Annotated in this window: 26 protein-coding genes, 2 tRNA genes, 1 rRNA gene and 2 pseudogenes; 8 read left to right on the top strand and 23 right to left on the bottom strand. The window is 35.8% G+C overall.

The features are described 5' to 3' along the window. Nucleotides 1-179 precede the first annotated feature (179 nt). The 4 genes from LC095_RS23305 to LC095_RS23285 all read right to left on the bottom strand — a co-directional run bounded on the left by LC095_RS23305 (nucleotide 180) and on the right by LC095_RS23285 (nucleotide 3,908). Nucleotides 180-1,196, bottom strand: a complete 1,017-nt coding sequence (locus LC095_RS23305) for an aldo/keto reductase (RefSeq protein ID WP_226530389.1) — start codon at nucleotides 1,194-1,196, stop codon at nucleotides 180-182. 83 nt (nucleotides 1,197-1,279) lie between these two features. Then, nucleotides 1,280-2,254: an aldo/keto reductase family protein gene (locus tag LC095_RS23300; protein WP_226530388.1), complete on the bottom strand. Its 975-nt coding sequence runs from the start codon at nucleotides 2,252-2,254 to the stop codon at nucleotides 1,280-1,282. Between the two features lie 493 nt (nucleotides 2,255-2,747). Further along, on the bottom strand, nucleotides 2,748-2,987 hold the full coding sequence (locus LC095_RS23290; RefSeq protein ID WP_226530386.1) for a hypothetical protein: 240 nt from the start codon (nucleotides 2,985-2,987) through the stop codon (nucleotides 2,748-2,750). Between the two features lie 213 nt (nucleotides 2,988-3,200). Beyond that, nucleotides 3,201-3,908, bottom strand: coding sequence for a hypothetical protein (locus LC095_RS23285; RefSeq protein ID WP_226530385.1), 708 nt, complete (start codon nucleotides 3,906-3,908; stop codon nucleotides 3,201-3,203). Nucleotides 3,909-3,992: 84 nt separating this feature from the next. Between LC095_RS23285 and LC095_RS27320 the strand changes: the two are divergent. Next, nucleotides 3,993-4,163, top strand: a pseudogene (locus LC095_RS27320) (glycoside hydrolase family 2 TIM barrel-domain containing protein); the annotation flags it as partial. A 179-nt stretch (nucleotides 4,164-4,342) separates the two neighbouring features. After that, nucleotides 4,343-4,630, top strand: coding sequence for a hypothetical protein (locus LC095_RS23275; protein ID WP_226530384.1), 288 nt, complete (start codon nucleotides 4,343-4,345; stop codon nucleotides 4,628-4,630). Between the two features lie 4 nt (nucleotides 4,631-4,634). On the opposite strand, the gene LC095_RS23270 is transcribed toward LC095_RS23275, so the two are convergent. After that, nucleotides 4,635-5,960 carry a PLP-dependent aminotransferase family protein gene (locus LC095_RS23270; protein ID WP_226530383.1) on the bottom strand — a complete coding sequence of 442 codons (1,326 nt, stop codon included), beginning with the start codon at nucleotides 5,958-5,960 and terminating at the stop codon, nucleotides 4,635-4,637. 297 nt (nucleotides 5,961-6,257) lie between these two features. Between LC095_RS23270 and LC095_RS23265 the strand changes: the two are divergent. From LC095_RS23265 to LC095_RS23255, 3 genes and pseudogenes are all read left to right on the top strand, one after another. Then, nucleotides 6,258-6,467, top strand: a pseudogene (locus LC095_RS23265) (NAD(P)-binding domain-containing protein); the annotation flags it as partial. Between the two features lie 116 nt (nucleotides 6,468-6,583). Next, nucleotides 6,584-7,783 (top strand): MFS transporter, encoded by a 1,200-nt coding sequence (locus tag LC095_RS23260; protein WP_226530381.1) that lies wholly within the window; start codon nucleotides 6,584-6,586, stop codon nucleotides 7,781-7,783. Nucleotides 7,784-8,171: 388 nt separating this feature from the next. Next, nucleotides 8,172-8,738: an RBBP9/YdeN family alpha/beta hydrolase gene (locus LC095_RS23255; RefSeq protein ID WP_226530380.1), complete on the top strand. Its 567-nt coding sequence runs from the start codon at nucleotides 8,172-8,174 to the stop codon at nucleotides 8,736-8,738. 126 nt (nucleotides 8,739-8,864) lie between these two features. On the opposite strand, the gene LC095_RS23250 is transcribed toward LC095_RS23255, so the two are convergent. From LC095_RS23250 to groES, 6 genes are all read right to left on the bottom strand, one after another. Then, nucleotides 8,865-9,218: a hypothetical protein gene (locus tag LC095_RS23250; protein ID WP_226530379.1), complete on the bottom strand. Its 354-nt coding sequence runs from the start codon at nucleotides 9,216-9,218 to the stop codon at nucleotides 8,865-8,867. Between the two features lie 170 nt (nucleotides 9,219-9,388). Further along, a complete protein-coding gene (locus tag LC095_RS23245; RefSeq protein ID WP_226530378.1) occupies nucleotides 9,389-10,837 on the bottom strand; it encodes a 6-phospho-beta-glucosidase in 1,449 nt (482 codons plus the stop codon). Further along, nucleotides 10,830-12,731 (bottom strand): beta-glucoside-specific PTS transporter subunit IIABC, encoded by a 1,902-nt coding sequence (locus LC095_RS23240; protein WP_226530377.1) that lies wholly within the window; start codon nucleotides 12,729-12,731, stop codon nucleotides 10,830-10,832. Before LC095_RS23240 ends, LC095_RS23245 begins: the two co-directional genes overlap by 8 nt. A 157-nt stretch (nucleotides 12,732-12,888) precedes the next feature. Next, entirely contained in the window at nucleotides 12,889-13,725 is an 837-nt protein-coding gene (licT, locus tag LC095_RS23235; protein ID WP_226530376.1) for a BglG family transcription antiterminator LicT, read from the bottom strand. Between the two features lie 610 nt (nucleotides 13,726-14,335). After that, nucleotides 14,336-15,973, bottom strand: coding sequence for a chaperonin GroEL (groL, locus tag LC095_RS23230; protein ID WP_226530375.1), 1,638 nt, complete (start codon nucleotides 15,971-15,973; stop codon nucleotides 14,336-14,338). A gap of 51 nt (nucleotides 15,974-16,024) precedes the next feature. Continuing rightward, the gene (groES, locus tag LC095_RS23225) at nucleotides 16,025-16,309 is read right to left on the bottom strand and encodes a co-chaperone GroES (protein ID WP_026561982.1); all 285 of its coding nucleotides are present in this window, start codon (nucleotides 16,307-16,309) and stop codon (nucleotides 16,025-16,027) included. A gap of 318 nt (nucleotides 16,310-16,627) precedes the next feature. Between groES and LC095_RS23220 the strand changes: the two genes are divergently transcribed. Beyond that, the gene (locus LC095_RS23220) at nucleotides 16,628-17,353 is read left to right on the top strand and encodes a CPBP family intramembrane glutamic endopeptidase (protein WP_226530374.1); all 726 of its coding nucleotides are present in this window, start codon (nucleotides 16,628-16,630) and stop codon (nucleotides 17,351-17,353) included. Next, a complete protein-coding gene (locus LC095_RS23215) occupies nucleotides 17,350-17,553 on the top strand; it encodes a YdiK family protein (RefSeq protein ID WP_026561984.1) in 204 nt (67 codons plus the stop codon). The genes LC095_RS23220 and LC095_RS23215 overlap by 4 nt, the downstream gene beginning before the upstream one ends. A gap of 14 nt (nucleotides 17,554-17,567) precedes the next feature. On the opposite strand, the gene tatC is transcribed toward LC095_RS23215, so the two are convergent. Genes tatC through moaC form a run of 4 tightly spaced genes read right to left on the bottom strand, consistent with a single transcriptional unit; the run spans nucleotide 17,568 to nucleotide 19,732 of the window. Next, the gene (gene tatC / locus LC095_RS23210) at nucleotides 17,568-18,314 is read right to left on the bottom strand and encodes a twin-arginine translocase subunit TatC (protein WP_226530373.1); all 747 of its coding nucleotides are present in this window, start codon (nucleotides 18,312-18,314) and stop codon (nucleotides 17,568-17,570) included. A gap of 18 nt (nucleotides 18,315-18,332) precedes the next feature. Then, nucleotides 18,333-18,530: a twin-arginine translocase TatA/TatE family subunit gene (locus LC095_RS23205; protein WP_026561986.1), complete on the bottom strand. Its 198-nt coding sequence runs from the start codon at nucleotides 18,528-18,530 to the stop codon at nucleotides 18,333-18,335. 24 nt (nucleotides 18,531-18,554) lie between these two features. Beyond that, nucleotides 18,555-19,199 carry a redox-sensing transcriptional repressor Rex gene (locus LC095_RS23200; RefSeq protein WP_026561987.1) on the bottom strand — a complete coding sequence of 215 codons (645 nt, stop codon included), beginning with the start codon at nucleotides 19,197-19,199 and terminating at the stop codon, nucleotides 18,555-18,557. Between the two features lie 44 nt (nucleotides 19,200-19,243). Then, complete coding sequence (gene moaC, locus LC095_RS23195; RefSeq protein ID WP_226530372.1) at nucleotides 19,244-19,732, bottom strand: cyclic pyranopterin monophosphate synthase MoaC; 489 nt, start codon at nucleotides 19,730-19,732, stop codon at nucleotides 19,244-19,246. Nucleotides 19,733-20,039: 307 nt separating this feature from the next. Here moaC and LC095_RS23190 point away from each other — a divergent pair, with 307 nt between their 5' ends. Further along, a complete protein-coding gene (locus tag LC095_RS23190) occupies nucleotides 20,040-21,974 on the top strand; it encodes an ABC-F family ATP-binding cassette domain-containing protein (RefSeq protein ID WP_226530371.1) in 1,935 nt (644 codons plus the stop codon). A gap of 407 nt (nucleotides 21,975-22,381) precedes the next feature. Here the strand turns inward: LC095_RS23190 and tsaD are convergent, their stop codons facing one another. From tsaD to rrf, 8 genes are all read right to left on the bottom strand, one after another. Next, on the bottom strand, nucleotides 22,382-23,407 hold the full coding sequence (gene tsaD / locus LC095_RS23185) for a tRNA (adenosine(37)-N6)-threonylcarbamoyltransferase complex transferase subunit TsaD (protein WP_226530370.1): 1,026 nt from the start codon (nucleotides 23,405-23,407) through the stop codon (nucleotides 22,382-22,384). Further along, the gene (gene rimI / locus LC095_RS23180) at nucleotides 23,404-23,856 is read right to left on the bottom strand and encodes a ribosomal protein S18-alanine N-acetyltransferase (RefSeq protein WP_226530414.1); all 453 of its coding nucleotides are present in this window, start codon (nucleotides 23,854-23,856) and stop codon (nucleotides 23,404-23,406) included. The genes tsaD and rimI overlap by 4 nt, the downstream gene beginning before the upstream one ends. Nucleotides 23,857-23,869: 13 nt before the next feature. Continuing rightward, complete coding sequence (gene tsaB / locus LC095_RS23175) at nucleotides 23,870-24,562, bottom strand: tRNA (adenosine(37)-N6)-threonylcarbamoyltransferase complex dimerization subunit type 1 TsaB (RefSeq protein WP_226530369.1); 693 nt, start codon at nucleotides 24,560-24,562, stop codon at nucleotides 23,870-23,872. Next, entirely contained in the window at nucleotides 24,531-24,998 is a 468-nt protein-coding gene (gene tsaE / locus LC095_RS23170; protein WP_226530368.1) for a tRNA (adenosine(37)-N6)-threonylcarbamoyltransferase complex ATPase subunit type 1 TsaE, read from the bottom strand. Before tsaE ends, tsaB begins: the two co-directional genes overlap by 32 nt. Before the next feature lie 28 nt (nucleotides 24,999-25,026). After that, nucleotides 25,027-26,013: a thiamine-phosphate kinase gene (gene thiL, locus LC095_RS23165; RefSeq protein ID WP_226530367.1), complete on the bottom strand. Its 987-nt coding sequence runs from the start codon at nucleotides 26,011-26,013 to the stop codon at nucleotides 25,027-25,029. Nucleotides 26,014-26,242: 229 nt separating this feature from the next. Continuing rightward, nucleotides 26,243-26,319 (bottom strand) — tRNA-Asp (locus tag LC095_RS23160). A 4-nt stretch (nucleotides 26,320-26,323) separates the two neighbouring features. After that, nucleotides 26,324-26,400, bottom strand: a tRNA-Met gene (locus LC095_RS23155). A 14-nt stretch (nucleotides 26,401-26,414) separates the two neighbouring features. Next, a 5S ribosomal RNA gene (rrf, locus tag LC095_RS23150) occupies nucleotides 26,415-26,530 on the bottom strand. Nucleotide 26,531: the final 1 nt, after the last annotated feature.

Below are 26,531 nucleotides of genomic sequence, written 5' to 3'. Positions count from 1 at the left end.
CATTCTTACGAAAACCTATTTAGGTTTCAACTTCTTATTTAACAAGTGCACCTTGATCATATCTTTGTGAGAAAAGTAAAAAGAAAAAAGCTTCCCAAAAGATCAGTGAACTTTTGAGAAGCCTTGATTACTATTCTTTAGGGAACTAAGGAAGCTCATGAAACCAGCACAACCTCCTCTTATTCTCTACCTCTGGTGCGCTGATTTAATGCATCAATATCATAAGGATAGCTTACAAACAATTCACTCGCTTCAGTTAAGAGTTTGATTTGCCCCTTCGTTAAGGACCATCCAGCAGAGCCTAAGTTAGCTTCAAGCTGTTCCATTGTACGTGCACCGATAATTGGGGCCGTAACTCCGCGACTGTTTAGAAGCCAGTTGATTGCTGTCTGAGCCGGAGTCTTACCGGCTTCTTCTGCAACACTATATAACGTATCTAACAAATTCCACGTAAAATCATTATTATACTTATCCCATGTCTCACTATAACCTTTTTCTTCAGCAACAGATATACGAGAATCTTCTGGCGGTTTAACCATGTCACGTGTAAACTTACCACTTAACCATCCACCGCGCAGCGGACTCCATGGGATGACGCCTAATCCTTCATTTTCACAAACATCAATCAATTCGTATTCGGTAGCACGACATAACAAATTATATTGAGGTTGTAGGCAAACAAATTGTTCCCAACCTTTTTGTTTACTTAAGTCTATTGCTTTTTGAAGCTGCCACCCTTTAAAGTTACTTGCTCCAATGTAACGTACAAGACCTTCACGAACAAGATCATTTAACGTGCTTAACGTTTCTTCTAAAGGTGTTCGAGGATCCCATGCATGAACCTGATAAAGATCAATATAATCAGTTCCTAGACGCCGTAAGCTTTCTTTAACACCGGAAATAATATGTTTTCTGCTCAACCCAACATCATTTGGTCCTTCACCCATAGGGAAACGAACCTTTGTTGCAACAACATAGTCATCACGATTTTGAGTCTTTAACCATTTTCCGACGATTTCTTCTGAGACACCTCGAGTATAGACATCAGCAGTATCAATAAAATTCCCGCCTTCTTCAGCATATCGGTCTAAAATACTGAAGCTATCCTTTTCATTGGTTTCACGACCTAATGTCATGGTTCCAAGACAAAGTTCACTTACTTGTAAACCAGTTTTCCCTAGATAACGATATTCCATTGATTCATCACTCCTAATGGACTATTTCATTTTAACCTGACAATTAGTAAAAAAAGATAATATAAGCTGAATTCGCTCACCCTTTACCAAATAGGTACAAATCCATCAATTTCTTTTAAAATAGATTCAATATCGGTTAATACATCATTAGAAAGCTCAACTTCAGAAGCTTTCACATTCTCAATTACTTGTTCGGGACGGCTTGCTCCGACAATTGCGGAACTAACACCGGGTTGCCTTAAGATCCAGGCAACAGCTAATTGAGATAATTTAATACCTAAATCATTCGCAATTCCTTCCAAACGGGCAACTCGTTCTAACACTTCATCATTTAAGTAGCTTTTAATCCAACGATTGATGTTTTCATTAGCTGCACGCGTGTTGGAAGGAATCTCTTGACCTGGTTTATATTTACCTGTAAGAATTCCTTGTGCTAATGGGGAAAAGACAACCTGTCCGATTCCTTCCTTTTCAGAAACCGGTAAAACTTCTTTTTCAATATAGCGTACAAGCATGTTATAGATTGGTTGATTTGAAATAATTGGTCGTAGATTTTTTTCTTTTGTTATATGAACCGCGTCAGTTAGCTGTGCTGCTGTCCATTCACTAACACCATAATATAAAATTTTACCTTGCTGAACTAAATCATCTAATGCACGTAATGTTTCTTCTGTTGGCGTTTCTTCATCAAATCGATGACATTGATAAAGATCGAGATAATCAACACCTAATCGTTTTAAACTCGCATCACATTGCTCAATGATATGTTTTCGTGAAAGACCTCGGTCATTCGGACCATCTCCCATCGGGAAAAACACTTTCGTAGCAAGCACATAGCTTTCTCTAGAATAAGATTTGAGGGCTTCACCAACCACTTTCTCAGCTTCACCTCCATTGTATGCGTTTGCAGTATCGAAAAAATTAATACCAAGATCGTATGCTTGATGAATACAATCAATGGCATGTTGATTTCCTACTGTTTCCCCATAGGTTAGCCAGCTTCCAAGCCCAATTTCACTAACTTTCAACCCGCTGTTCCCTAAACGACGATACTTCATTTTGAAACACTCCTATGAATTTTAGTTTGATAACGGAAAAAATTGTTGCTAGAGAAGATATAAATCGCTAAAAATGTTTATATTTCTCTAAATAAGACTGAGAGCAAATCAATAGGTTTTAAAAAGCCTTCAAGTTGTTCATGACTATCTGAATAGTCAAACAAATAACCTTGTTTGTATAGTATAAAGAGTAAAGAAATTCATTTAAAGTACTGAATTTTTTTTGATATAGTAAGAAAAAGGATAGATAATATAAAATTTATAGTAGCTACTATCGGGGTAAGGGAAGGATTATCCGATGAAACGGTGGGTTCGGAACAGCGGAAACATGGACTCCCATCAGAACAATCGGAGACACTAATCTCATACCATATTGGTTTTTCTGACGGGATACGGCACTTTTGCTGAAATATCAAAAACTCGCAACGGAGTTTTGTGCCCTAAGTAGGTAAAATTTTCTCATTTCCTTGCGAGTTTTACAAAATATAAAACTTTATATATCTCTTATTTTGTCAAATATCGACTCTGAATCTGCAGATATTTCCCGGGAATTTGTTGGAATTTGAAAAATAGTATGTCCAATTGTCAGAACAAATGAATTTCTGTTTTTGATTATTTCACGCTGGGAATATAACTTGTTTGCAACCTCTATATCGCTCCCTGATACCGTTTGAACATATACATATCGCCCTGTGATATGACCATACAGACAAACAAGGTGTTGATTCCCCACTTCTACTCCTAACTTCTTGTAACAAAAAGTCGTTTTATCATTTGTAAATGATATATCGCATATCGATCCACCATTTCTATTAAAACGTAAAGCTATTGGGCTTATTTACAAGATATATCGCCCAGCGGTACAACAACCAAAAAGAGCCACTCTATCCAGCTATTTATCTAATACTATTTCTGAAAATAGTATTAGATAATATCCATTTGTACTTTATTTTCTAAATAAGGAGAAAAGCCATCCAAATTTTTCTTTAGGTTGTTGTATTGATACTTCTAAGCGTTTATTAAAATCGTTTTGTAACTTCCATTCTTTTTTCTGTTCCTCCCGCATATTTTGTAATTCTTTTTGTAAGTGTTCACTTCTTTGTTTTTCTTGCTGCAGTAATGTTTCGTAATGAATATTTTGTTGTTCCGATAATTTTTCAATTTTAGTATTCGTTCGTTGTGCTGAATTTGCGATGCTTGAACTTATTACATGATGATCTTGTTGGAGTTGGGAAACATGTGTTTTAAGCTGTGATATATCGTTTGTCAATTGGACATTCATTTCACGTGCTGCAGCAAGCTCATTCACTAAAAACCTTAGAGCTTCTTTTACTTGATTAGGGTCGTATGATAAATTTTCATATGTATCGTTTATCGCTATGTCTGTTTCATCTGATGCTTCTAATCTTTCTTTTTGTTGAGCCACAAGCTCTCTAGCTGTATCGTCCAAGGGCTTGTCCGTATCGCGTAACGCTATAAGTGCTCTAATGTCAGATTGAACAAAGATACGCCTGTCGCCATCTTTCAAAAATTCATATCCATTCCGCTCCAAAATTTGTCCATACTTTCGAACTGTGGGAGTTGCAATTCCCACTTCTTCCGCCACTTCTTTGGAAGAGAATGCTCGTTCATTTGGTTGTATATCGTGTCGCATATCGCACCTCCTTCCTTCCAATATGAAGGTTTTTAACTATATATGCAAGAGGCATATCGCCCATATCTTCCAAGTGTGGTGAATATCATAATGACAGAATACGGGGCAAATACTGTTGCTGGCTTCCATGAAGTGGTGCCAGTCTTGTTTACCGAGGAGTTTCAAAACGAATATCTCCGCATCAACCATGAAGTGTTTAACAGCATTGATACCTTTATTGGTAAGCATGTTTGGAATTTCGCTGATTTCTCTACTTACGAAACTTTAACCTTTTGGTCTCAAATTTCACTATCCCATGGTCTCCCCTTTCAAATCTCAATCATCTATGCCTCACATTATAAGTGAGGCACTCTTATATAAAAAACCTCCGTTAACGGAAGACTCGAATTCAAAATAACACATACTTTCTAATTATTTGAGTAAGGGAGAAGCTTATGAATGATTCAGCAGTAAAAGTGGAATCGAAAGAAAAAGTTCCTGAGTTCAAAAAGAATTTTCAAGTATTTAGATTTATTGGCGGTAAATTAGATTCCTTTTTCGGCGATCAAATATATTTAATTGTACTCCCATTGATTGTATTGGCAATCACCGGATCACCGCTGAGTATGGGAATAGTAGCAGCTCTCGAGAGACTACCTATTCACATACAGCCCTTTACTGGAGTATTGGCTGATAATTTTATTCGGAAAAGAATCCTCTTGCTTTGTGATGCAAAGTCATGAGATATCAAAGCCCTTTACTATTTTCTATTGCTTCCTGAATGAGTTGAACACCTTTATTAATTTTATTCTCTGGGATACTGGTTGTATTTAGTTTGATAAATTTATAGTTCTGTTTATATCCATTTAAGTAATTGCTTTTATAATCATCGACTAAAATATGTCGTTTTGTTAACCCTTCATGCAGTATGTTCATATTGATTTGTTTCGGTAGTTTGATAACTGTATGCATTTGATGATTATCATTAAATTGGTACTCTGAAAAGTGTGTACATAATGCTTTTCGGAGCGTATTTGCTTTCTGTTGGTGCCTATATACAATTTTATCTTTATGGTGCGCATATAATCCACTTTCTATAAATGTCTGCATGATTACTTGGCTTAAGGCGTTAGTATGGATATCAATAATTTCTTTAAAGCTATGGAAAACTTCAATCATTTGTTCAGGTAAGACCGCGATTCCCAGCCGTTGACCTGGGAACATAATTTTAGAGAAACTTTTTAAATAGACTACGCGCTGGTTTGTATCCATTTCATAAAGCGTTTTGTATCTGCTATTTCCTTCAAAATCTCCTAAATAGTCATCTTCTATGATGTGAAAATCATATTTTGTTGAAAGTTCTAAAATTTTCTTTTTTTCTTGTGCACTCATCGTTGTTCCGAGTGGATTATGGAGCCGTGGCATCAGATAAATATACTTAGGGCGATGTTTTTCAATCGCTGTTTCTAATTTTGTTAAATTAATCTGGTTGAAATCACGATGAAAAGTAACATAATTTAAAGGCAACCTTTCAACAAGATTAATCATCTGATGGTAAGTGGGTTGTTCTATGATAATCGATTCTTTATGCGACATCATGATTAAAGAAAGAATATGCAGGGCCTGCTGTGTACCACTTGTAATCATAATTTGTTTTTTTTTCGTGAAAATCTGATTCTCTTCTAATAATCCTTGAAATAAATATTTCAGTTCTTCATTACCGGCAGTTCGCCCATAGGTAAATAATTCTGTTTTTTCATTTTTAATGGCTGTTTCTAAACATTGAGCATAACTGTCTAAAGGAAAATCCGTCCATGAAGTAGAGGCTGTAGAAAAATCATATACCCCATTAAAAGCATTATCATTTCGTTTCCTTGAAATAATAAAATACCCTACATTTGGTTTTGCATATATCCGATTCATTTCTACTAAATGTTGTAGTGCCTTTGTAATGGTCACTTGACTGGCTTCAAAAACATCCATTAATGACCTTACAGATGGAAGTCGTTTCTCGTACACTCCATGTTCGATATAACTTAAAATTTGGTTTGCTACTGCCTGATGTTTCTTCATATGATCTCACCTCTTTATTATCAATAAGGTTACCATGCAATTACTTCAACCATCTTTTATTATGCTCCATTTGTATCGATACAAAGTTTAATTTTTATTCCCAAAATCATTTCTTCTCCCATCATAATGGAGTCATCAAAATAAGGAGGAATATTAATGGTTAATCAAAATAAATTAGAAACTGCAGTAAAAACAGTTACTATGTACAGGGATTATGGGCACGCCTGATGGGATAAATGTATATGATTCTGCAAAGGAAGCGATACAAGGTACAGATGTGATTACAGTTTTCTTAAGGATGGCCCGCCTGTATTGGAGGTGATGCAGTCGGTAGAACATAGATTATCAAAAGCAACACTCTGGATTCAAATGAGTGCCGTCGGATTGCACATAAATGAATTGATATCATTTGCTGATGAACATGAATTAATATTTTATGACGCACCTGTTCAAGGAACTAAACAGCCGTCAGAACAAGGCGATCTAGTGATTTTACCTTCTGGTTAAAGCGTATTGTAAAGAAGTAACTTCTATTTTTGATGTGATTGGACGTTTTCAACGTGCAATAAATGAAGGTTAAGGAGAGAAGGATATGGCCGCTTCAGGTTTAGTAGGAAGGAAAAGTGAATAAAGATATGACTTTAGAACACCAAGAAACAGATTACAAAGATAAACTACCGATAGGGAATCTAATTGCACTGTCAGTCGCTAGTTTTCTTGCGATTATGACAGAAACCATTCCAGCTGGACTGCTTCCTCAAATTAGTGTAGGGCTAAGTATTTCAGAGGCATTAGCGGGCCAATTTGTCACACTTTTTGCGATTGGTTCTGTGGTTTCAGCAATTCCATTGGTTACATTGACACGAGGTTGGCATAGAAAGAAAGTGTTATTGATGGCACTATGTATCTTATTTATCGCTAACACATTAACAGCGTTATCGAATGATTATGTACTGACTTTAATTTTACGTTTCATTGCTGGGATGGCAACTGGGTTACTTTGGGGATTAGTAGCTGGATATGCCCGTCGAATGGTGAAACCATCTTTACAAGGCCGGGCTCTAGCGATTGCCGGTACAGGGCAGCCAATCGCTTTGTCATTAGGTGTACCTCTTGGGACTTGGTTGGCTATGTATTTGGAATGGCAGACTATCTTTCTACTGATTAGTGTGGTGACATTTTGTTTAATTATATGGATAACAATGAAAGTCCCAAATTATCCAGGACAACCTGCTGAGAAACAGCAGTCACTATATGAAATTTTCAAATTACCTGGCATCCGTCCAATATTATGTGTCGTATTCGTATGGATTTTAGCACATAATATCCTCTACACATATATTGCACCCTATATGGCTCATGTTGAACTGGGAGATTTTGTTGGTGTTGCATTATTTATATTTGGTATTTCATCAATGATTGGTATTTGGGTAATCGGGTTATTTATTGACCATCACTTACGATTAATAACACTCATGAGTTTGGGCGCATTTGCTGCCAGTTCTCTCGTGTTAGGTATATCAAGTGGAATACCCTGGTTGATTTTTCTTTCCATAGCGATTTGGGGACTCACGTTTGGTGGAGCACCAACATTATTGCAAACAGCGATGGCAGACGCTGCTGGAGACAATGCAGATGTGGCTCAATCTATTTTTGTAACCATATTTAATCTTTCTGTCGCCGGAGGTGGCGTCCTAGGTGGATTAATACTAAATCAGTCTGGTGCAGGAAGTTTTTCTTGGGTACTGTTAGCATTAAGTATCATTGGATTCATGTTTGTTTATAACGGGAAATTATATGCATTTAAATCTCGATTGAATTGAAATTTAGATTAACAAATTCTTATATTAATAAAAGTAGAGAAAGAGTCGGATATAATGATGTATCCGACTCTTAAATGATTACTATATCCTTGCTTTCCAAGTCCCTTACAACGTAGCTATCTTTTCTAGAATTAGATGATTCCTATTGGCCTGTGAGCTGGATGCCGCCCTTGTTCGGTATAGCGAATGGTGAGGATTGTTCTTTGAGATAGGAACTGACGAACTTCCGAAGGTAAGGGTCTATATTTAGAAGCATAGGGAAACTTATGTTATGTCTCATCTTACGATGAGGTCATTGGTTGAACCTCAAGCAAAAGCAGTCTACTTTCATATAGGTTTGGATCAGTAATATACTGTTTTTGTATTATAAAAAGAAAGGAGTATAGAAATGGGAAAGCAAGTATATATTATCCATGGATATGGGGCTTCACCAGCAAATCATTGGTTCCCATGGTTAAAAGAAAAATTAATAGCAGATGGTAATCAAGTTTCGGTCCTTCATATGCCAAATTCGTCTGATCCAAATAAAGAAGAATGGTTGGACACATTAACTAATGAAATAAAGAATGTAAATAACAAAACTTATTTTGTAACACATAGCTTAGGGTCTATCACACTATTGAATTACCTAGATCAATTAGATCCGTTACCAAGTTTTGGAGGCTTTATTATTGTTTCTGGCTTTTCAGAACCATTATCATCGTTACCTTCACTAAATCCATTTACTGTTACAATAGTGGATTATAAAAAAATAATTTCAGCAACTAATTCACGTGCTGTTATTGCTGCAAAGGATGACTATATTGTTCCTATTCAATTAAGTAAAAATTTATCAAAACAATTGGATACATCATTTTATCCTGTAGAAAAGGGGGGGCATTTTCTAGAAGAAGATGGTTTCACTAGTTTCCCATTGGTTTATGATATTCTAAATAATATAATGAGAAATTTATAAAAAATAAAGGCGTCACCATCCCTTACATTATTACTGAGGAAATCCTGTGAAAACTCATAGCAAAATCCCTTATGAAGAAGTAGACAAAACCGAATGAACTTAAAGTAGAGTTTTTTATTATCTTACTTAATGGGAGCGATTATCTTTTACTCCATAATCGCCCCCTTTTCTATAAGACTCGAATTCAAGGTATTCTAAACATATACTGACTTGGCCAGCCTCCAATTTCATCATATCCTGCATACCCTTTACATTTACTGACATCGTTATTATCGCTTTTATGTTAAATCCCTTGCCCGAAAGTCCTCCCCTTTTTCCAGTTGCTTTTAATCTTGCTTCTTCTAATAATTGGTTCCATTGAGGGTTAACACCATGAGTGCCGACTATATTATTTTCACCTATATTATTTAAATTCTGTTGCTTAGTAAATGGGTTTTTTTCAGATAGGTCAGTTAGCTGACTTTCTTCAACCTTCCCCATGTTTTAAAATGGATCATTTGATTGTTGCTCTTGTCTCAAGGGATTTTGGAACATTGCCCGTTACCTTATATATTAAGATTTAGACAAAACTACCAATCCTGATTATAAGTAGTTTGTTGGTACTTGCGAACAAGTTTTTCAATATAATTATGCCGAAGCTAATGCTTTAATTATATTTCCTCTCCATTTGTCGCTATTACATGCTGATACCAATCAAAACTTTTCTTTTTACGTCTATTTAAAGTACCTTTTCCATCATTATCTTTATCTACATAGATAAAGCCATAGCGTTTCTTCATTTCTCCTGTTGATGCACTAACTATATCAATACAACCCCATGGAGTATATCCTATTAATTCTACACCATCATATACCGCTTCCTTCATTTGTTCAATGTGTTCTCTAAGAAACTTTATACGGTAATCATCGTTTATTTTTCCATCCTTTTCTACAATATCAACAGCACCTAAACCATTCTCAACAACCATCATTGGGATTTTGTAACGGTCATACACATGATTCAGTACATATCGTAGTCCTTCAGGATCAATTTGCCATCCCCAGTCATTAGCTTTTAAGTAAGGGTTTTTAAATCCACCAAATACATTGCCTTGCGTTACATCACCCTCGGGGCGAGTCCCAACAACATGAGACTTATAATAACTGAACGTATAGAAATCCACGCAGCCATTTTTTAGTGTTTCTTCATCCCCTTCTGCCATCTCAATTTTAATATTGCTTTCCTCAAAATAACGCTTTGTGAATGTTGGATACTCCCCACGAACATGCACATCCCCGCAAATCATATTATTAATTTGGTCTTGCTTTTGAGCTTTGATAATGTCTTTAGGATTACATGTGCTTGCATAGCCCAAGCTATAATTAATCATACACCCAACCTTGAAATCCGGATTAATTTGATGAGCTATATTCACTGCTTTTGCACTAGCAACCAGTTGGTGATGTAATGCTTGAAATCTCATTTGAGAGCTATCAACAGTTATATTGTTAAAAATGCCACTGTCATCTACTAACAATGCTCCAGCTATAAATGCACCTGCAGGAACCATTAAGCTATTAATCTCATTAAAAGTTATCCAATACTTGACTACATCTTTATAACGCGTGAAAAGTGTATTACAATAGCGCACATAATGATCAATGGCCTCTCTAGATGTCCAGCCATTATATTTTTCAGTTAAAGCAAAAGGAGCTTCATAATGAGAAATGGTTACAATAGGTTCAATATTGTATTTTTTCAATTCAGAAAAGAGGTCGTCGTAGAATTTAAGCCCTTCTTCATTTGCTACTTTATCATCAACATTCGGGAATATTCTTGACCAAGCAATAGACATTCTAAAACATTTAAATCCCATCTCAGCAAATAATTTAATATCTTCTTTATAATGATGATAAAAGTCAACTGCTTCATGGGAAGGATAATAGGTTCCTTCTTCTATATGTTTAGTAATACGTCTTGGAGTCGTATGCGACCCACCAGTCATAACATCCGCTGTACTTGCCTTTTTACCTCCTACGTTCCAAGCGCCCTCATATTGATTCGCTGCAGTGGCTCCTCCCCACATAAAATCAACAGGTAATACATTTTTTTTATTCATTTTCTTTTCCCCTCTCAGACGTATACTGATCAAATATAATCGTTAATAGTATTTCTTCTGTATCAATTGTTTCCTTTTCTGTGGTTAGAACATCCAGATATTTATTTGTGTTAGTTACAATAATTGGAGTAATTAAATCATAGCCTTCATTTTTAATTCCATCTATATCAAATTCTATTAATAAATCGCCAACGTTTACTTGATCGCCACTCTTCGCTTTGGCTTTAAAATACTTTCCTTCTAATTTAACAGTATCCAAGCCTATGTGAATTAACATTTCGACCCCGTCTTCGGATGTTATTCCTATAGCATGTAGAGTAGGGAATATAGTGGTTATTTCACCTTTTACAGGTGAGAATAAGCGTCCTTCTTTAGGAAGAATAGCAATACCCTTTCCTAAAACTCCGCTTGAAAAAGTTTCATCCTTAACATTATTTAATTCCACTACATCACCTTTTAATGGTGATGTAAGAACACTATTTTTAACTAGTGATTGATGAGTTTTCACTATTTCATTTTCTTCATTTTTCTCTAGAGTCTCTTCTTCGTCTGCATCCTTAAATCTTAAAATAAATACCATTGCGAAAGCTACTAAAAAGCCTATCGCACAACCAATTACAGCATGTAATAAATTATAAGGATCTTCTGTAATAAAGGCAGGCAAAGTAGCTAGCCCCGTTATACCCATTGCAGATCGTGCAACACCGAAGGACCCAACATAAATCCCACCGACTGCTCCTGCAACAACAATAGCGATTAACGCCTTTTTAAATCTTAGTGCAATCCCGAAGAGTGCAGGTTCTGTAACACCAAGTACAGCTGTTGCACTGGTAGAGCTTGCAATTTGTTTAACCTGCTTATCCTTTGTTAGCAAAGCAACTGCTAACGCAGCTCCACCTTGAGCAAGGCTGTGGATTAACATACCCGGTCCTACAATTGGTTCTAATCCCGTTGTTGTATAAGCTGTGATTGCAATAGGACCTAAGCTATAATGCATACCTGTCATAATCAAGAAAGGAAATGTTGCCCCAACGATACCTGAGACTAACCAACCCATGTTCGTATTAACAAAACCTACGAATTCCGCAACATAGTTACCTATTATTGCTCCTAGTGGGCCGATAGTAATTAAAGTTAATGGTGCCATGATTAAAATGATAAGCAGAGGTTTAACGATTGTTTTTACTATATTAGGCGAAACCTTATCGGCAAATTTCTCCACATAGGACATGACCCAAACAGCCAAAATAATTGGGATAACGGAAGAGCCATAGGTAGCTTTAGTAACAGGAATACCTAAAAATGTAATTGCGTCTTCACTACTCAACAATGTTGAAAAAGTAGGGTGTAACAATACACCGGCAAGTGCAATCGCTAATCCAACATTTACTTTAAATTTCACTGCAGCACTCCAAGCTAATAACATTGGTAGAAAATAATAAGCTGAATCACTAATAAATGTTAAAATGGTAAAAATTTCGGATTCCTTAGATATTAAAGAAGTGACACTCAAGATCACAAGCAATGCCTTAATCATTGCACAGCCTATCATTGCTGGTAAGATAGGCGTAAAAATACCGGATAGTGTATCTAAAATAAGCGAAAAACCTCTCTTCTTATTACCTGAGTTATCAGTGGTATCGGTTTTAAAATTACCCAACTTAATCAGTTCATCATGAACATTGTTTACATTACTTCCAATAATAATTTGATACTGTCCACCACTATTTGCAGTACCTAATACGCCATTTATCTTCTTAATTGAATCAGTGTCCGCTTTGGAATCATCTTTTAAGTTAAAGCGTAATCTCGTTGCGCAATGTGTGACATGCTCAATGTTTTTTTCCCCACCGACATGATTTAATATATCGGTAGCTGTTTTTTGATAGTCCATATAATCCTCCCATATTTAAATAAATAAAAAAAAGACCTAGGGTCCCGGAATGTAAAGAATAGTGATCGTGTCTCTTTACATATCGGGACCCTAGGTCATGCCTGCTTAATCAGTAACATTCCTAGTTAATGTCTAATATTTAAATGTGTAATATAATTTAGTTAATTGTAACTCGTCTAATATGAACAGCTAAATATATCAGATCCTCATCGGTTAGTTCTTTTCCATAAACTTGTCTTATTTGTTCTCTGATTTTCAAACTACATTGGTATTCCTCTTTGTACTTTGATTTAATTAATTCTTGGAAATCGATATCACTGTTTTCTATAGGAATGTTTGTAGTGCTGAACAAACGATAAGCAAAAAATTTCAAGTGAGTAATAAATCTCACATAATATAAAGAATCTTCATCTAAATCGACTTTAAAATAATATCTTACTATCTTTAAAATCTTTTGAATGAACTGCGTAATCTTAACAGTTCCTTCCATATCGTATCCTAATTCAGCGTTAATAATATGAAGCGCGATAGCTCCTGCTTCATCCTCTTTCAAATTTACATTAAATTCTCTATTAATAATATCCAAAGCTTTAAGAGCAACCTTATATTCTGAAGCATAAAACTTCTTTATTTCCCACAATAACCCATTTTTAAATTCTACACCATTTTTGTATCGGGTTACTGCAAAACTAATATGATCCGTTAATGTTATATATATATTATCATTTAATTCTGCTTTAAGTTCTAATTTAGCAGTCTTAATAATACTCTCTGAAACACGCATATACTCCATTGGAATTTGAGCAAGTAATGCATATAGCTTTCCTGCAACATTTTTTGATTTTAAATAGAATTCTTTTTCTATTTTTTCTATATCTACTGGGTCCCCTTTTTTCTTTTGAAAGCCTATTCCATTGCCTAAAAGTATTAGTTCCTGACGTCGGGGATTTACCGCACAAATGACATTATTGTTTATAACTCTAGTAATTTTCAAGTTGTCCCCCCTCCTTTGAATTAACTTTTCCGCACACAAAAAAGACCTATTTTCATGTAAACGTTAACTATTAACTACATGGTTAACGTTTACATAAAAATAAGGTCTTGCCTGCTTTCAGTAACAATCCTTATAAAGCTCTGATATTCATTTATAGATAATAATATAACGAGCTTTCTTAAATGTCAACAACTTTTAGCTTAACTAAAAATAAGCCACTTCAACAATAAAGGGAAGCATTTAAAAAATAATTGCTTATGACGAATACTTTGAAAAAGAACAAAAAGGAAGGTTTAATCGGAGGGGTCCTGAAAAAGAAGAAGCATTTTAATCTATTTCTTCGAAGCCGCCACTAGATAGAATCACTTTTCTAAAACACTTCTTTCTTTGTTCCTTTAAATAACTAAATAAAACCAGAGGTGATTCAACAAGTATTGACTTTTCCGATGATAAATTAACAAAGGATGTAGACCTGTAAAAAAATAATGAAAAAAGAAGCCTCCCACAAGTTCATCGAACTCATGAGAGGCCTCCGTTAAAATCCTCAATGTTAGCAAACCACTCTCACCTTACCAACAAACCCAATCATATCAAGGGTTGAGACGGCTTATTACATCATGCCGCCCATTCCACCCATGCCGCCCATGCCGCTCATATCTGGCATGCCGCCGCCACCTTCTTCAGGCTTGTCAGCGATAACAGCTTCAGTTGTTAAGAACATAGCTGCTACACTTGCTGCGTTTTGTAGTGCAGAACGAGTTACTTTAGTTGGGTCAACGATACCAGCTTCAAACATGTTTACCCATGTTCCGTTAGCTGCGTTAAAGCCTACGCCAACTTTTTCATTTTTCAAGCGCTCAACGATGACAGAGCCTTCAAGACCTGCATTGTGTGCGATTTGACGTACTGGCTCTTCAAGAGAACGAAGGATGATGTTAACACCAGTTTGAGTGTCACCTTCTTCTTGAATTTGAGCAACTTTGTTATATACGTTTACTAGAGCAGTACCACCACCGGAAACAATACCTTCTTCTACTGCAGCACGAGTAGAGTTAAGAGCATCTTCGATACGTAGTTTGCGCTCTTTTAATTCAGTTTCAGTTGCAGCACCAACTTTGATTACTGCTACACCGCCAGCTAATTTAGCTAAACGTTCTTGTAATTTTTCTTTATCGAACTCAGAAGTAGTTTCTTCTACTTGAGCACGGATTTGGCCTACACGGCTTGAGATTTGATCAGGTTGGCCAGCACCTTCTACGATTGTTGTGTTTTCTTTTGTAACAACAATTTTAGAAGCACGTCCTAATTGATCGATTGTTGCAGATTTAAGGTCTAAGCCTAATTCTTCAGTGATTACTTCACCGCCAGTTAGGATCGCAATATCTTCTAACATTGCTTTACGGCGATCACCGAAGCCTGGTGCTTTAACAGCAACAGCGTTGAATGTTCCACGAAGTTTGTTCACTACTAGAGTTGCTAGAGCTTCACCTTCTACATCCTCAGCGATTAATAATAGTGGCTTACCTTGTTGAACAACTTGCTCTAACACTGGTAAGATTTCTTGAATGTTTGTGATTTTTTTATCTGTGATTAATACATATGGGTTTTCAAGAACTGCTTCCATTTTGTCAGAATCAGTTACCATGTATGGAGATGCATAACCACGGTCAAATTGCATACCTTCAACTACTTCTAGTTCAGTAGAGAAGCCTTTAGATTCTTCGATTGTGATAACTCCGTCGTTACCTACGCGCTCCATTGCTTCAGCAATTAATTGACCTACTTCTTCGTCAGCTGAAGAAATCGCAGCAACTTGTGCAATAGATTCTTTTCCTTCAATTGGTTTAGAAATAGCTTGAAGCTCTTCTAATGCAACAGCTACAGCTTTTTCAATTCCTTTACGAACAACCATTGGGTTAGCACCCGCAGTTACGTTCTTTAATCCTTCACGGATCATAGCCTGAGCTAAAACAGTTGCAGTTGTTGTACCGTCACCAGCAACATCGTTTGTTTTGCTCGCAACTTCAGCAACAAGCTTAGCACCCATGTTTTCGAAAGCATCTTCTAATTCGATTTCTTTCGCAATTGTTACACCATCGTTAGTGATTAAAGGAGAACCGAATTTCTTTTCTAATACAACGTTACGTCCTTTAGGTCCTAATGTTACTTTTACCGCATCTGCTAAAGCATCAACACCACGAAGCATTGAACGACGAGCTTCTTCGCTAAATTTAATATCTTTTGCCATGTTTACAAAACCTCCTCAAATTTTTAACTAATCTATTATGTGTGCTGTTTATTATCCGATAACAGCTAAAATGTCGTTTTCACGTAAAATTAAGTATTCAGTACCTTCATACTTCACTTCAGTACCAGCATATTTTGAGAAGATGATACGATCGCCTTCCGCTACTTCAAGAGCTACTTTCTCTCCACTATCTAGTACACGACCTGTACCAACAGCAACTACTTTACCTTCTTGTGGCTTCTCTTTCGCACTATCCGGAAGGACGATACCACTAGCAGTTTTTTCTTCTGATTCAACTAACTCGATAATAACGCGATCACCTAATGGCTTTAACAAGTGAAACAACCTCCTCAAATTCTTTGAATAAATGATTATTTTTCCTTTTTATTAGCACTCACAACCTTTGAGTGCTAACACAATTAATATAATATATAAGTTTTCTTTTAATTTCAAGTATGAAGTTTAAAATTTTTATTAGAAGTTTTCAACTTATCTATTAATTATAAATTTTGAATGAGTGCGCTGCCAAAAAGTGAACTCTTCACTAATTTGTCTCATTCATATGGGGTATCATACATAGGATAACATTAGGGTATGTTACAATATACCTGACTAACTAAACAGATAGGTTTGTGCTTTACTTAGGAGGTTTACATGAAAAAGCAATATTGGTTTATTATAATTGCATATATGATTCTTCAGTTGTCAGGCTATCTGGGAATCAAGCTATTTGACTTATTGAACATCGGGGAGACAAATGTAGAGAGATTTGCCTATTGGACAATCTTTAGCTTTACACTTACGTTCTTAATTATTCTCTTTTTCCTTAGAAATGAACGTCATGAGGAAAACCGTTTTCGTGGAGAACCAGCTTCTGTAGGTGCTTCCATTGGTTGGGCAATTATTGGGTTTTTCCTAGCTATTTTTGTACAAGGTGTAGCCGCTAATATTGAAGTTAATATTTTTGGAGTGGATCCTGGTTCGGAAAATACTCAAAGAATTGTAAGTATTATTGAGCTCTTTCCTTTAGTCATGGTTGTTACATCCATTATAGGCCCGATTCTTGAAGAAATCATATTCCGAAAAATCCTTTTTGGCGTACTATATACAAGAACAAACTTTTTCATTGCAGCATTAATCAGTTCACTCATCTTCTCTCTATTGCATGGTGAACCACAGCATGTGTTGTTGTACGGTTCGATGGGCTTTACCTTTGCTTTTCTTTATGTGAAAACGAAGCGTATACTCGTCCCCATCTTTGCACATGTTTCAATGAATACAATGGTCGTTGTTTTTCAAATTGCGTTTCAAGAGGATATTGAAAGAATGATGAAGCAAATGGAACAAATGCAAGTCATTATTGGAGGCTTTTTAACATGAGAACAAACCCTATTTCTATGGCTGTTTTTTATTTGATTATGGGGTTGCTGTTTATCTATTTAGCGATTAACAGTGCAAAAGAAGGCATTTTCACTTTTCCGACAATCTTATTGATGCTTATTGCTACATTCGATATTGGTGTTTCCATTCGGATGTTTCGTTTATCTAGAAAAATTAAAAAAATGAACATAAAAAAATGAGACTACTGACAGTCTCATTTTTTATTTTCCTCTTCAAATCTCAATTTTTGTGATTTTCTATATGTGATTCTCGAAACCCAAATACTAATTTCATATAAGATAAATAGAGGGATAGAAACCATCAAGTGTGAAGCTAATTCAGGTGGTGTAATAAGTGCTGCGATAACTAATAACACAAAATAAGCATATTTCCGTACACTTGATAAAAACATCGGTGTGACGATTCCTAATCTTGTTAAGAACATAATAACAACCGGTAATTGAAAAAGTAATCCAAATGGAAGAGTTAATTGAATTAAGAAAGAAAAATATTCATTAATTCCAATTACCTGGTTTACATCCAGATCATTCGATATTCTTTCCATAAAATCAATAACAAATGGAAAGAGAATAAAGTATGCGAATGCCAAACCCAATAAAAAAAGGAAAACTGAGATCGGTATGTAGCTTAAGGTTACTTTTCTCTCCTTCTCATATAGACCTGGACTTACAAAAGACCAAAGCTGGTACAAAATGATTGGCGATGTAATAACAAATGCAATAATAAAAGCAAACTTCATGTAGACCATCAATGGATCTGTTAGATTAAATGCATTTAATGTTAATGATTTTGCTTCGTCTGTATGCTGTAAATATTTAATGATCGGTCCTGAAAGTAAAAAACCGGCAATAACAGCTAAGAAAAAGAAAACGACAACAATGACGAGTCGTTTTCTCAGTTCTGTTATATGTTCAATGACCGACATTTCATCGTGTTTCATATCGGGTTCCATCCTATCTTACTTTACCTCTTCTTTATTCTTTTGCTTAGCATCTTGATCATCGTCATCATCATCGGCTAAACCTTTTGTAGCATTTTTAAATTCTCGTAATGTATTACCAGCTGCTTTTCCCAGCTGTGGCAATTTCTTTGGTCCAAAAATAAGAAGTGCAACAAAAACAATCAATAAAAGGCTTCCGATTCCTACATTTGGCATTAAATCCATCTCCTTTGTGTGCTGTTATTTTTCATCATTTGGATAATGTTTCAAAAAGTAGACAAGTGACTGAAGTTCAACCGCTAAATCAATATGGTGAATTCTAATTTCATCAGGAACATTAATTCGAGCAGGTGTAAAATTTAAAATTCCTTTAATGCCTTTTGTAATTAATCGGTCGGTAATGGATTGCGCTACTGCAGCCGGTACAGTTAAGATGGCCACTGTTACATCATCTGGAAGCTGTGTTTCAAGATCATCTAAATGAAAAACAGGTACTCCGCCAATTTCTGTCCCTACCTTTTCTTGTGCTACATCAAAAGCTAAAGAAATCACCGTATTATTATTCTTAGTAAAATTATAATGTAAAAAGGCGGTACCTAAGTTACCTACTCCTATTAAACAGACCTTTGTTGTTTCATCCTGATCTAGTGTTTTTCTAAAAAAGGATAACAGATAATTCACATTATAACCATACCCTTTTTTCCCTAACGCTCCAAAATATGAGAAATCTCTCCGAATCGTTGCAGAATCTACCTTTACAGCATCACTTAGCTCAGCTGAAGACACACGCTGCTTCCCTGATGAGTGTAAATTTTTCAAAAAACGGTAATATAACGGCAACCTCTTTGCTGTTGCCTGCGGTATTTTCGTTTGGTCTATATTCAATCTGATCCCTCACATTCAAACAAAACACATGACAATAGATATTGTCATATTTCTTTTCTTAAAAATTCACCACTTTTGCCACCTGTTTTTTCAACTAAATAGGTTTCTCCTATGATCATACCTTTATCAACTGCTTTACACATATCATAAACAGTAAGTGCTGTAATGCTTGCAGCGGTTAACGCTTCCATTTCAACACCTGTACTTCCTTTTGTTTTGACAGTAACAGAAATACATAAAGTATAATCAGGATCGTTAACTATCCATTCAAATTCAACGTTAACACCTTTAATTGAAATTGGGTGACACATCGGAATAACATTTGAAGTTTGTTTAGCAGCCATAACTCCAGCTACCTGGGCAACGGATAAAACATCACCCTTGCCTATCTCATGATTTGTGATTTTCTTATATACTTCTTCGGTGACAGTTATGCTGGTTTTAGCAAGAGCTGTTCTAACTGTTTCTTCTTTGGCAGAAATATCAACCATCTTTGCTCTGCCCTGATCATTAAAATGAGTAAACTCTGACATATACAGATCCCCTTATACCTAGACTATACACTATTTTTTTGCATCTGTCTGTTTTGTTATTGTGACAATTAATAGATTTGTTTTTTGTTCGTTTTCCTTCGTTAAAAGTACTTTACTTGGGTGATCTCACTGACTTTTTTCTTTCATCCCCCTCATGAGAGATCTTTCCTACTCTATCTCTTCAACTTTTGTCTTTCATCACCCTTAAGAAGAGTTTCTCTTCAAGTTCTTTCAATTTGAAATCAGTCAATGTTGCCTATAAGGGCATGATTAGGCTACACTAAAAGCATTAGTAGAGGTGAATACAATGATATTGTTACAAATAAATCAACTTAGTAAATACTTTGGTGCTGATCCTATTTTATCGAATATTAAGCTAGAAGTACAAACTAGAGATAAGATTGCTCTTGTCGGCCGCAATGGTGCGGGTAAATCAACTCTTTTAAAAATAATCTCCGGCGCAATGTCTTACGACTCGGGTGAAATTATTAAACCAAAAGATGTTTCAATTGGTTACTTGGCGCAGGATACTGGTTTAGAATCACAATTATCTATTTGGGATGAGATGAATTTAGTTTTTAAGCATCTAAAATCAATGGAAGAAGACATGCGTAAACTTGAACAACGAATGACAACTGTAGATCCTAACAGCGAAACTCAAAAGTTTGAACAACTATTAAAAGAGTATGACAAACTTCAAGTGAAATTTAAAGAGGAAGGCGGTTATCAGTATGAAGCAGATATTCGTTCCGTCCTTCATGGTTTAGGTTTTAGCAGCTTTGATCCGGAAACCAAAATCTCTTCTTTAAGTGGCGGCCAAAAAACACGGTTAGCTTTAGGTAAATTATTGTTAACAAAACCGGATCTATTAATTTTGGATGAGCCAACAAACCACCTTGATATCGAAACCTTAACTTGGCTGGAACAATATTTACAAAATTACCTAGGGGCTATCTTAATTGTTTCACATGACCGATATTTCCTCGACAAAATTGTTAATCAAGTTTATGAAATTAGCAGAAATACGAGCACAAGGTTCATTGGAAACTATAGCAACTATTTAAAACAAAAGGCTGAAAACTATGAAAAGGAAGTAAAAAGCTTTGAAAGACAGCAAGAAGAAGTGGCAAAACTCAAAGATTTTATTCAGCGTAATATAGCAAGAGCATCCACAACAAAGCTTGCACAAAGCCGTAGAAAAAAGCTGGAAAAAATGGAGTTAATGAGTAAACCTCTTGGAGATGAAAAATCAGCAAACTTTCAATTTGATATTGAAAGACAAAGTGGAAATGATGTGTTAAAAGCAACAGATATTTCTGTTTCTTACGATAAACACCACCCTATTATCTCAAATATCTCTTTTTCTATATCAAGAGGTGACTCAATCGCCCTTGTTGGGCCAAATGGTATTGGAAAATCAACTTTGTTAAAGTCTATTGTCCAAAAGCTTGATGCATTAACTGGTAACTTTTCATTAGGGTCACATGTACAAATTGGATATTACGATCAACAGCAAGCTGATTTAACATCAAATAAACGTGTGTTGGACGAGCTATGGGATGAATATCCACAGCAAACAGAAAAGGAAATTCGAACCGTGCTAGGTAACTTTCTATTTTCAGGTGATGATGTGTTAAAGCCTGTTTCAACACTAAGTGGTGGAGAAAAAGCAAGGCTGGCACTTTCTAAGCTTATGCTTCAAAAAGCTAATTTCCTCATTCTTGATGAACCAACAAACCATTTAGATTTAGATAGTAAAGAAATACTGGAGAATGCTTTAATCGACTTTCCAGGAACCATACTTTTTGTCTCACACGACCGTTACTTTATAAATCGCATTGCTACAAAGGTTTTTGAATTATCAAGTCATAATCTAACAGAGTACTTAGGTGACTATGATTATTTTTTAACAAAGAAAGAAGAAATATTAGAGCTAGAGCGACTTGCGGAAGAAGAGAAAAACAACGTTTCTCATAAAATCAGTTCATCTGCATCAGAAGGAAAACTAAACTACCAGCAAGAAAAAGAACTAAAAAAACTCGAACGTCAAAAGCAACGAAGAATTGAAGAAATAGAACAAAGCATTAGTGAAATTGAAGAAAGAATTGAAAAAAACGAAGCTCTACTTTGCGACCCTTCTATTTATCAAGATCATGAGCAAGTTCAAAAAATTAATATAGAAAATGAACAACTGAATTCTGATTTAGAGCAACTAATGACTGAGTGGGAACAGTTACATTAAAAACAGCGAACCATTTTCGCTGTTTTTTTGTTTCGACAATTGGTAAAGTAATTATTTCGACAAACTTCTTATCATTCCAAATAAATTAAAATCATGTTATACACAATCCACTTATTTATCCACATAATAAATCCTCTATTTCCAACATATCAACAGACTTATACACATTATCCACAAATTTTCATTTTTTTGTCCAAGTTATTCACATAGGATTTTTCATTGATTTGACAGCTTTTTTAATTCTTTTACACATTTCTACAAAAAAACGTGCACATCCTGTGGATAACTCTGTGCTTAACCAAATCTCGGTGAACATTGACTTATTTGCTATGGAAATTCAACATTTTGTCGAAAAATACCGAAAAAAGGGACAGAACCCGAATAAGGCCTGCCCAATTTTGTATCAATTAATAGGATGAGTTAAGCTCTAAGCCAGGATTAGCATTAAGTGCTAAATCACTTCTCATTCCCTTATCAAATAATATACTGCCTGCCGCCGCAATCATTGCTGCATTATCAGTACATAAGGATAGAGGCGGTATAATTAACTTTACCTCATCTTTTTGAGAAAATTCCTTTTCCAACGCTGTTCGCAAACCTTTATTTGCTGCAACTCCACCTGCTAATAATAGTTGCTTCACTTTATACTTATCCACAGCTTGTGCTGTTTTGGTTACTAATACATCCACAACACTTGCCTGAAAACTAGCAGCGACGTCCTTTGGATCAAGTTCTATGCCTTTCTGCTTAGCATTGTGTAATGTATTAATTACAGCTGACTTCAATCCACTGAAGCTAAAGTCAAACGAGCCTTCACTCAGCCATGCTCTCGGAAAATCAATAGTTGCCTGTCCCTCATGGGCTAAACGATCAATATGAGGACCTCCCGGATATGGAAGACCAATTGTTCTAGCTACCTTATCGTATGCCTCACCTGCAGCATCATCCAAGGTTTCACCTATCACCTTAAAGTGTCCATGTTCCTTCATATAAACTAATTCAGTATGCCCTCCGGATACAACTAAGGCAAGTAGAGGAAATTCTAATTCTTGGATCAAACGATTTGCATAAATGTGCCCAGCAATATGATGAACACCTACTAATGGAATAGAATGTGAGAAAGCTAAAGCTTTAGCTGCATTTATACCTGTTAATAAAGCTCCCACTAAACCGGGTCCTTCTGTCACGGCAATAGCTGAAATATCTTCAAACGAAAGCTCAGCTTGTTTCATTGCTTCGTCAAATACAATAGTTAATTGCTCAACATGATGTCTAGATGCGATTTCCGGGACGACACCACCAAATCGCTTATGACTCTCAATTTGAGATGCTACAACATTCGCTACAATCTCTCGTCCATTTTTAACAATGGCTGCGGCGGTTTCATCACAGCTTGTTTCAATTCCTAATATATATTGATCAGTTTGACTCATATTAAATTCACCCACATTACTAAAGCATCTTCCTGGTTATCTGTATAATAATTTTTTCTTATACCACCAGGTTCAAACCCTACTTTTTTATATAAAGATTGAGCAATATGATTAGATACCCTTACCTCTAATGACAATCTTTGTGCCTTCATTTCCCTACTTAATTGCATAGCAAATCTCAATAGAGCTTCACCTATTCTTTTTCCTCTAAAATTAGGATGGACCGCAATATTGGTAATCTGGGCATCATCCATTATCACCCACAATCCACAGTAACCTATCACTTGTTTCTCATGTTCAACAACTATATATTTTGCAAATAAATTTTGCTCAAGCTCATAATATAAGGACTCTTTTGTCCATGGTGCCGAAAAGGATTGACATTCTATTTGATAAACTTCGTCAATGTCTTCTTTTCGCATTTTTCTCATTGTATATTGATTTTCCACAGTAGACACCATCTTATTTCTGTTGCTCAAGCCACTTGGCCTCTGCTTCAGCTAATCTGATATAATTTGGTACAAGTTTATGAACATCTGTTGCTTCTCTTTTTATCCCTATTAGACCTAGTTCAGCAGGTCTTGGATTATGTAAAGAAACATTGCCTATTACAGCTCGGTCACCAAGCAATTCTATAATGGTATCTTTGTGGATATGAACATCATTTCCTAAAAATAAAACATTCTTATCACTCTTATATAAGTGCTCTATCCAATCAGTTAATAGTAAATTTTGATCTTTATGAACCGTCACTAAATCACTATTTTCATCATATTGATATAATCCTGTATAGACTTGTCCTCTTCTTGCATCAAAAATCGGTGAAATAAGTCCGTCAAAATAGCGGCCATTTGCAGCCAAAGTTTCTAAACTAGATACACCTACAATAGGAATCTTTAGAGCCCAAGCCATTGTCTTTGCAATCGATACACCAATACGAACACCGGTGTATGAACCTGGCCCTGTCGCTACAATTATTTTTTCCAAATCCTTCGGTGTAAAATCACAGTCATGAAGTAGTCCCTCAATAGCAGGCATGGCTCGTACAGAATGATTTTTCTTTAAATTTGTTATATATTCACCTATAACCGTTTCTCCATTGACAATGGCTACTCCAAGCACATTATTCGTCGTGTCTATAGCTAATGCATTCATCACTTAACTCCTTACATAGTTCCTCATAATGAGACCCTCTAGGTTTCACTATAATTGTCCTTGTTGTATCATCCACATAAAGAATTCTTATATCTAATCGTTCATTCGGTAGCTGCTCTTCAATTAAATGTGCCCACTCTACGACTGTAATACCATTACCATGAAAATACTCATCGAAACCAAGATCTTCATCCGCATCTTCAACACGATATACATCCATATGATACAAGGGCAATCTACCCTCTCTATACTCTTTAATAATTGTAAACGTAGGACTATTTACATTTCGACTTATCCCTAGCCCCTTTGCTAATGCTTTAGTAAAAGTTGTTTTCCCTGCACCCAAATCTCCCTCAAGAGTAATCACATCATTTTTGTTTAGCAACTTCGATAAAGATTGCGCAATAGTCGTAGTATCTTCAGTACTTTTTGTCATAAATTTAATTTGATCCACTCTGCTCACCTTAACTTTTTTTGAAGTGGTTATACCCTGATTTTTTAAGTTTTATATACTCTTGTTTCTTTGATTTTAGCATTACCTCTTTATGGCTGGAATCAACGAACCCTATCTTAGTGATTTTTATCCCTAGTTCATTACAGTCTTTCTTCAATTTTTCCCATGAATCTGGTGAAGTTGTCCCAACTAATTCATAATCCTCTCCACCATATAAAGCCCAATCTTGAAGAAGAGAAGTTGACTGTAATGTTGAAAGTTCATCACTTAGTGGAAGAGCATCTTCATCTATTGTGATTCCGACATGACTAGCTTCAGAAATTTCATTTAATTCACTTGCCAGTCCATCGCTTATATCATTTAATGATGCTCTTTTTAACTCGCCTATCAATCTTCCTGCCTTCACTTGAGGAATTGGCATCTTATGCTTTTCTGTAAAATACATTTTTAAAGATTCATTATGTATAGAAGTTTGGCCTAATAAAATGGCTAGCCCTGCAGCAGAATCGCCAATTGTTCCTGTTACAAAGACGATATCCTCATTCTTAGCATTACTCCTTAGAGTTTTTCTACCTGCTTCCACCTCTCCGATGACTGTTACAGTAATCACGAGTTTATCTGAGGTAGAAACAGTATCGCCACCTAATAGATCCATTTCGTATTCTTCTGATAGCTTCTTCATTCCCTCATAAATTTCAATAAGATCATCTTCATTCCAATTTGAAGGTACAGCTAGAGAAATGAAATAATACAGAGGTATTGCTGACATAGCAGCAAGATCACTTACGTTAACGGCCAGCGACTTGTACCCTATTTCAAAAGGTGAAGATAGGTTTCTAAGGAAATGAACACCCTCAACCATTGTATCTACACAAACAACTTGATGAAAACCATGAGAAGATTCATAAATAGCGGCATCATCACCAATAGCAACTTTTACATTTTGATGAAAGATACGATCTGGTTTTACCTTATTTATAAAATCAAATTCATCCATTTTGCTCTCCACATTCCTAATATTTTACCTATGAAAAAACCTTAGGAGTATTTCCTAAGGAAGTAATTTTGTCGTAGAAAACTAATAATTAGTTTAACCAAGTTTGTCACATTCTATCGTACCATATTAATTCTAAAGGTGGAATTATTATAATTTTTAGTTTGTGTTTCAAACTAAAAAAGGACATAAAAAAAACGAAACATCTATGTTTCGCAAGCAATCAATTATATGGCGGTCCGGACGGGACTCGAACCCGCGACCTCCTGCGTGACAGGCAGGCATTCTAACCAACTGAACTACCGGACCATATTGGTTGCGGGGACAGGATTTGAACCTGCGACCTTCGGGTTATGAGCCCGACGAGCTACCAGACTGCTCCACCCCGCGATAATAAAAATATTACTTGGCGACGTCCTACTCTCACAGGGGGAAACCCCCAACTACCATCGGCGCTGAAGAGCTTAACTTCCGTGTTCGGCATGGGAACGGGTGTGACCTCTTCGCCATCATCACCAAAT

It is taken from the genome of Metabacillus niabensis (assembly GCF_020524345.1).
In the GTDB taxonomy this organism is placed as follows: domain Bacteria; phylum Bacillota; class Bacilli; order Bacillales; family Bacillaceae; genus Metabacillus; species Metabacillus niabensis_B.
This window is presented reverse-complemented; position numbering and strand designations above follow the sequence as displayed.

Excerpts from the sequence above, each read along its gene's own strand:
- LC095_RS23305 (WP_226530389.1), bottom strand. The coding sequence starts at position 1,196 with ATGGAATATCGTTATCTAGGGAAAACTGGTTTACAAGTAAGTGAACTT.
- LC095_RS23300 (WP_226530388.1), bottom strand. The coding sequence starts at position 2,254 with ATGAAGTATCGTCGTTTAGGGAACAGCGGGTTGAAAGTTAGTGAAATT.
- LC095_RS23285 (WP_226530385.1), bottom strand. The coding sequence starts at position 3,908 with ATGCGACACGATATACAACCAAATGAACGAGCATTCTCTTCCAAAGAA.
- LC095_RS23275 (WP_226530384.1), top strand. The coding sequence starts at position 4,343 with ATGAATGATTCAGCAGTAAAAGTGGAATCGAAAGAAAAAGTTCCTGAG.
- LC095_RS23270 (WP_226530383.1), bottom strand. The coding sequence starts at position 5,960 with ATGAAGAAACATCAGGCAGTAGCAAACCAAATTTTAAGTTATATCGAA.
- LC095_RS23255 (WP_226530380.1), top strand. The coding sequence starts at position 8,172 with ATGGGAAAGCAAGTATATATTATCCATGGATATGGGGCTTCACCAGCA.
- LC095_RS23250 (WP_226530379.1), bottom strand. The coding sequence starts at position 9,218 with ATGGGGAAGGTTGAAGAAAGTCAGCTAACTGACCTATCTGAAAAAAAC.
- LC095_RS23245 (WP_226530378.1), bottom strand. The coding sequence starts at position 10,837 with ATGAATAAAAAAAATGTATTACCTGTTGATTTTATGTGGGGAGGAGCC.
- LC095_RS23240 (WP_226530377.1), bottom strand. The coding sequence starts at position 12,731 with ATGGACTATCAAAAAACAGCTACCGATATATTAAATCATGTCGGTGGG.
- groL (WP_226530375.1), bottom strand. The coding sequence starts at position 15,973 with ATGGCAAAAGATATTAAATTTAGCGAAGAAGCTCGTCGTTCAATGCTT.
- LC095_RS23220 (WP_226530374.1), top strand. The coding sequence starts at position 16,628 with ATGAAAAAGCAATATTGGTTTATTATAATTGCATATATGATTCTTCAG.
- LC095_RS23215 (WP_026561984.1), top strand. The coding sequence starts at position 17,350 with ATGAGAACAAACCCTATTTCTATGGCTGTTTTTTATTTGATTATGGGG.
- tatC (WP_226530373.1), bottom strand. The coding sequence starts at position 18,314 with ATGAAACACGATGAAATGTCGGTCATTGAACATATAACAGAACTGAGA.
- LC095_RS23205 (WP_026561986.1), bottom strand. The coding sequence starts at position 18,530 with ATGCCAAATGTAGGAATCGGAAGCCTTTTATTGATTGTTTTTGTTGCA.
- moaC (WP_226530372.1), bottom strand. The coding sequence starts at position 19,732 with ATGTCAGAGTTTACTCATTTTAATGATCAGGGCAGAGCAAAGATGGTT.
- LC095_RS23190 (WP_226530371.1), top strand. The coding sequence starts at position 20,040 with ATGATATTGTTACAAATAAATCAACTTAGTAAATACTTTGGTGCTGAT.
- tsaD (WP_226530370.1), bottom strand. The coding sequence starts at position 23,407 with ATGAGTCAAACTGATCAATATATATTAGGAATTGAAACAAGCTGTGAT.
- tsaB (WP_226530369.1), bottom strand. The coding sequence starts at position 24,562 with ATGAATGCATTAGCTATAGACACGACGAATAATGTGCTTGGAGTAGCC.
- tsaE (WP_226530368.1), bottom strand. The coding sequence starts at position 24,998 with ATGACAAAAAGTACTGAAGATACTACGACTATTGCGCAATCTTTATCG.
- thiL (WP_226530367.1), bottom strand. The coding sequence starts at position 26,013 with ATGGATGAATTTGATTTTATAAATAAGGTAAAACCAGATCGTATCTTT.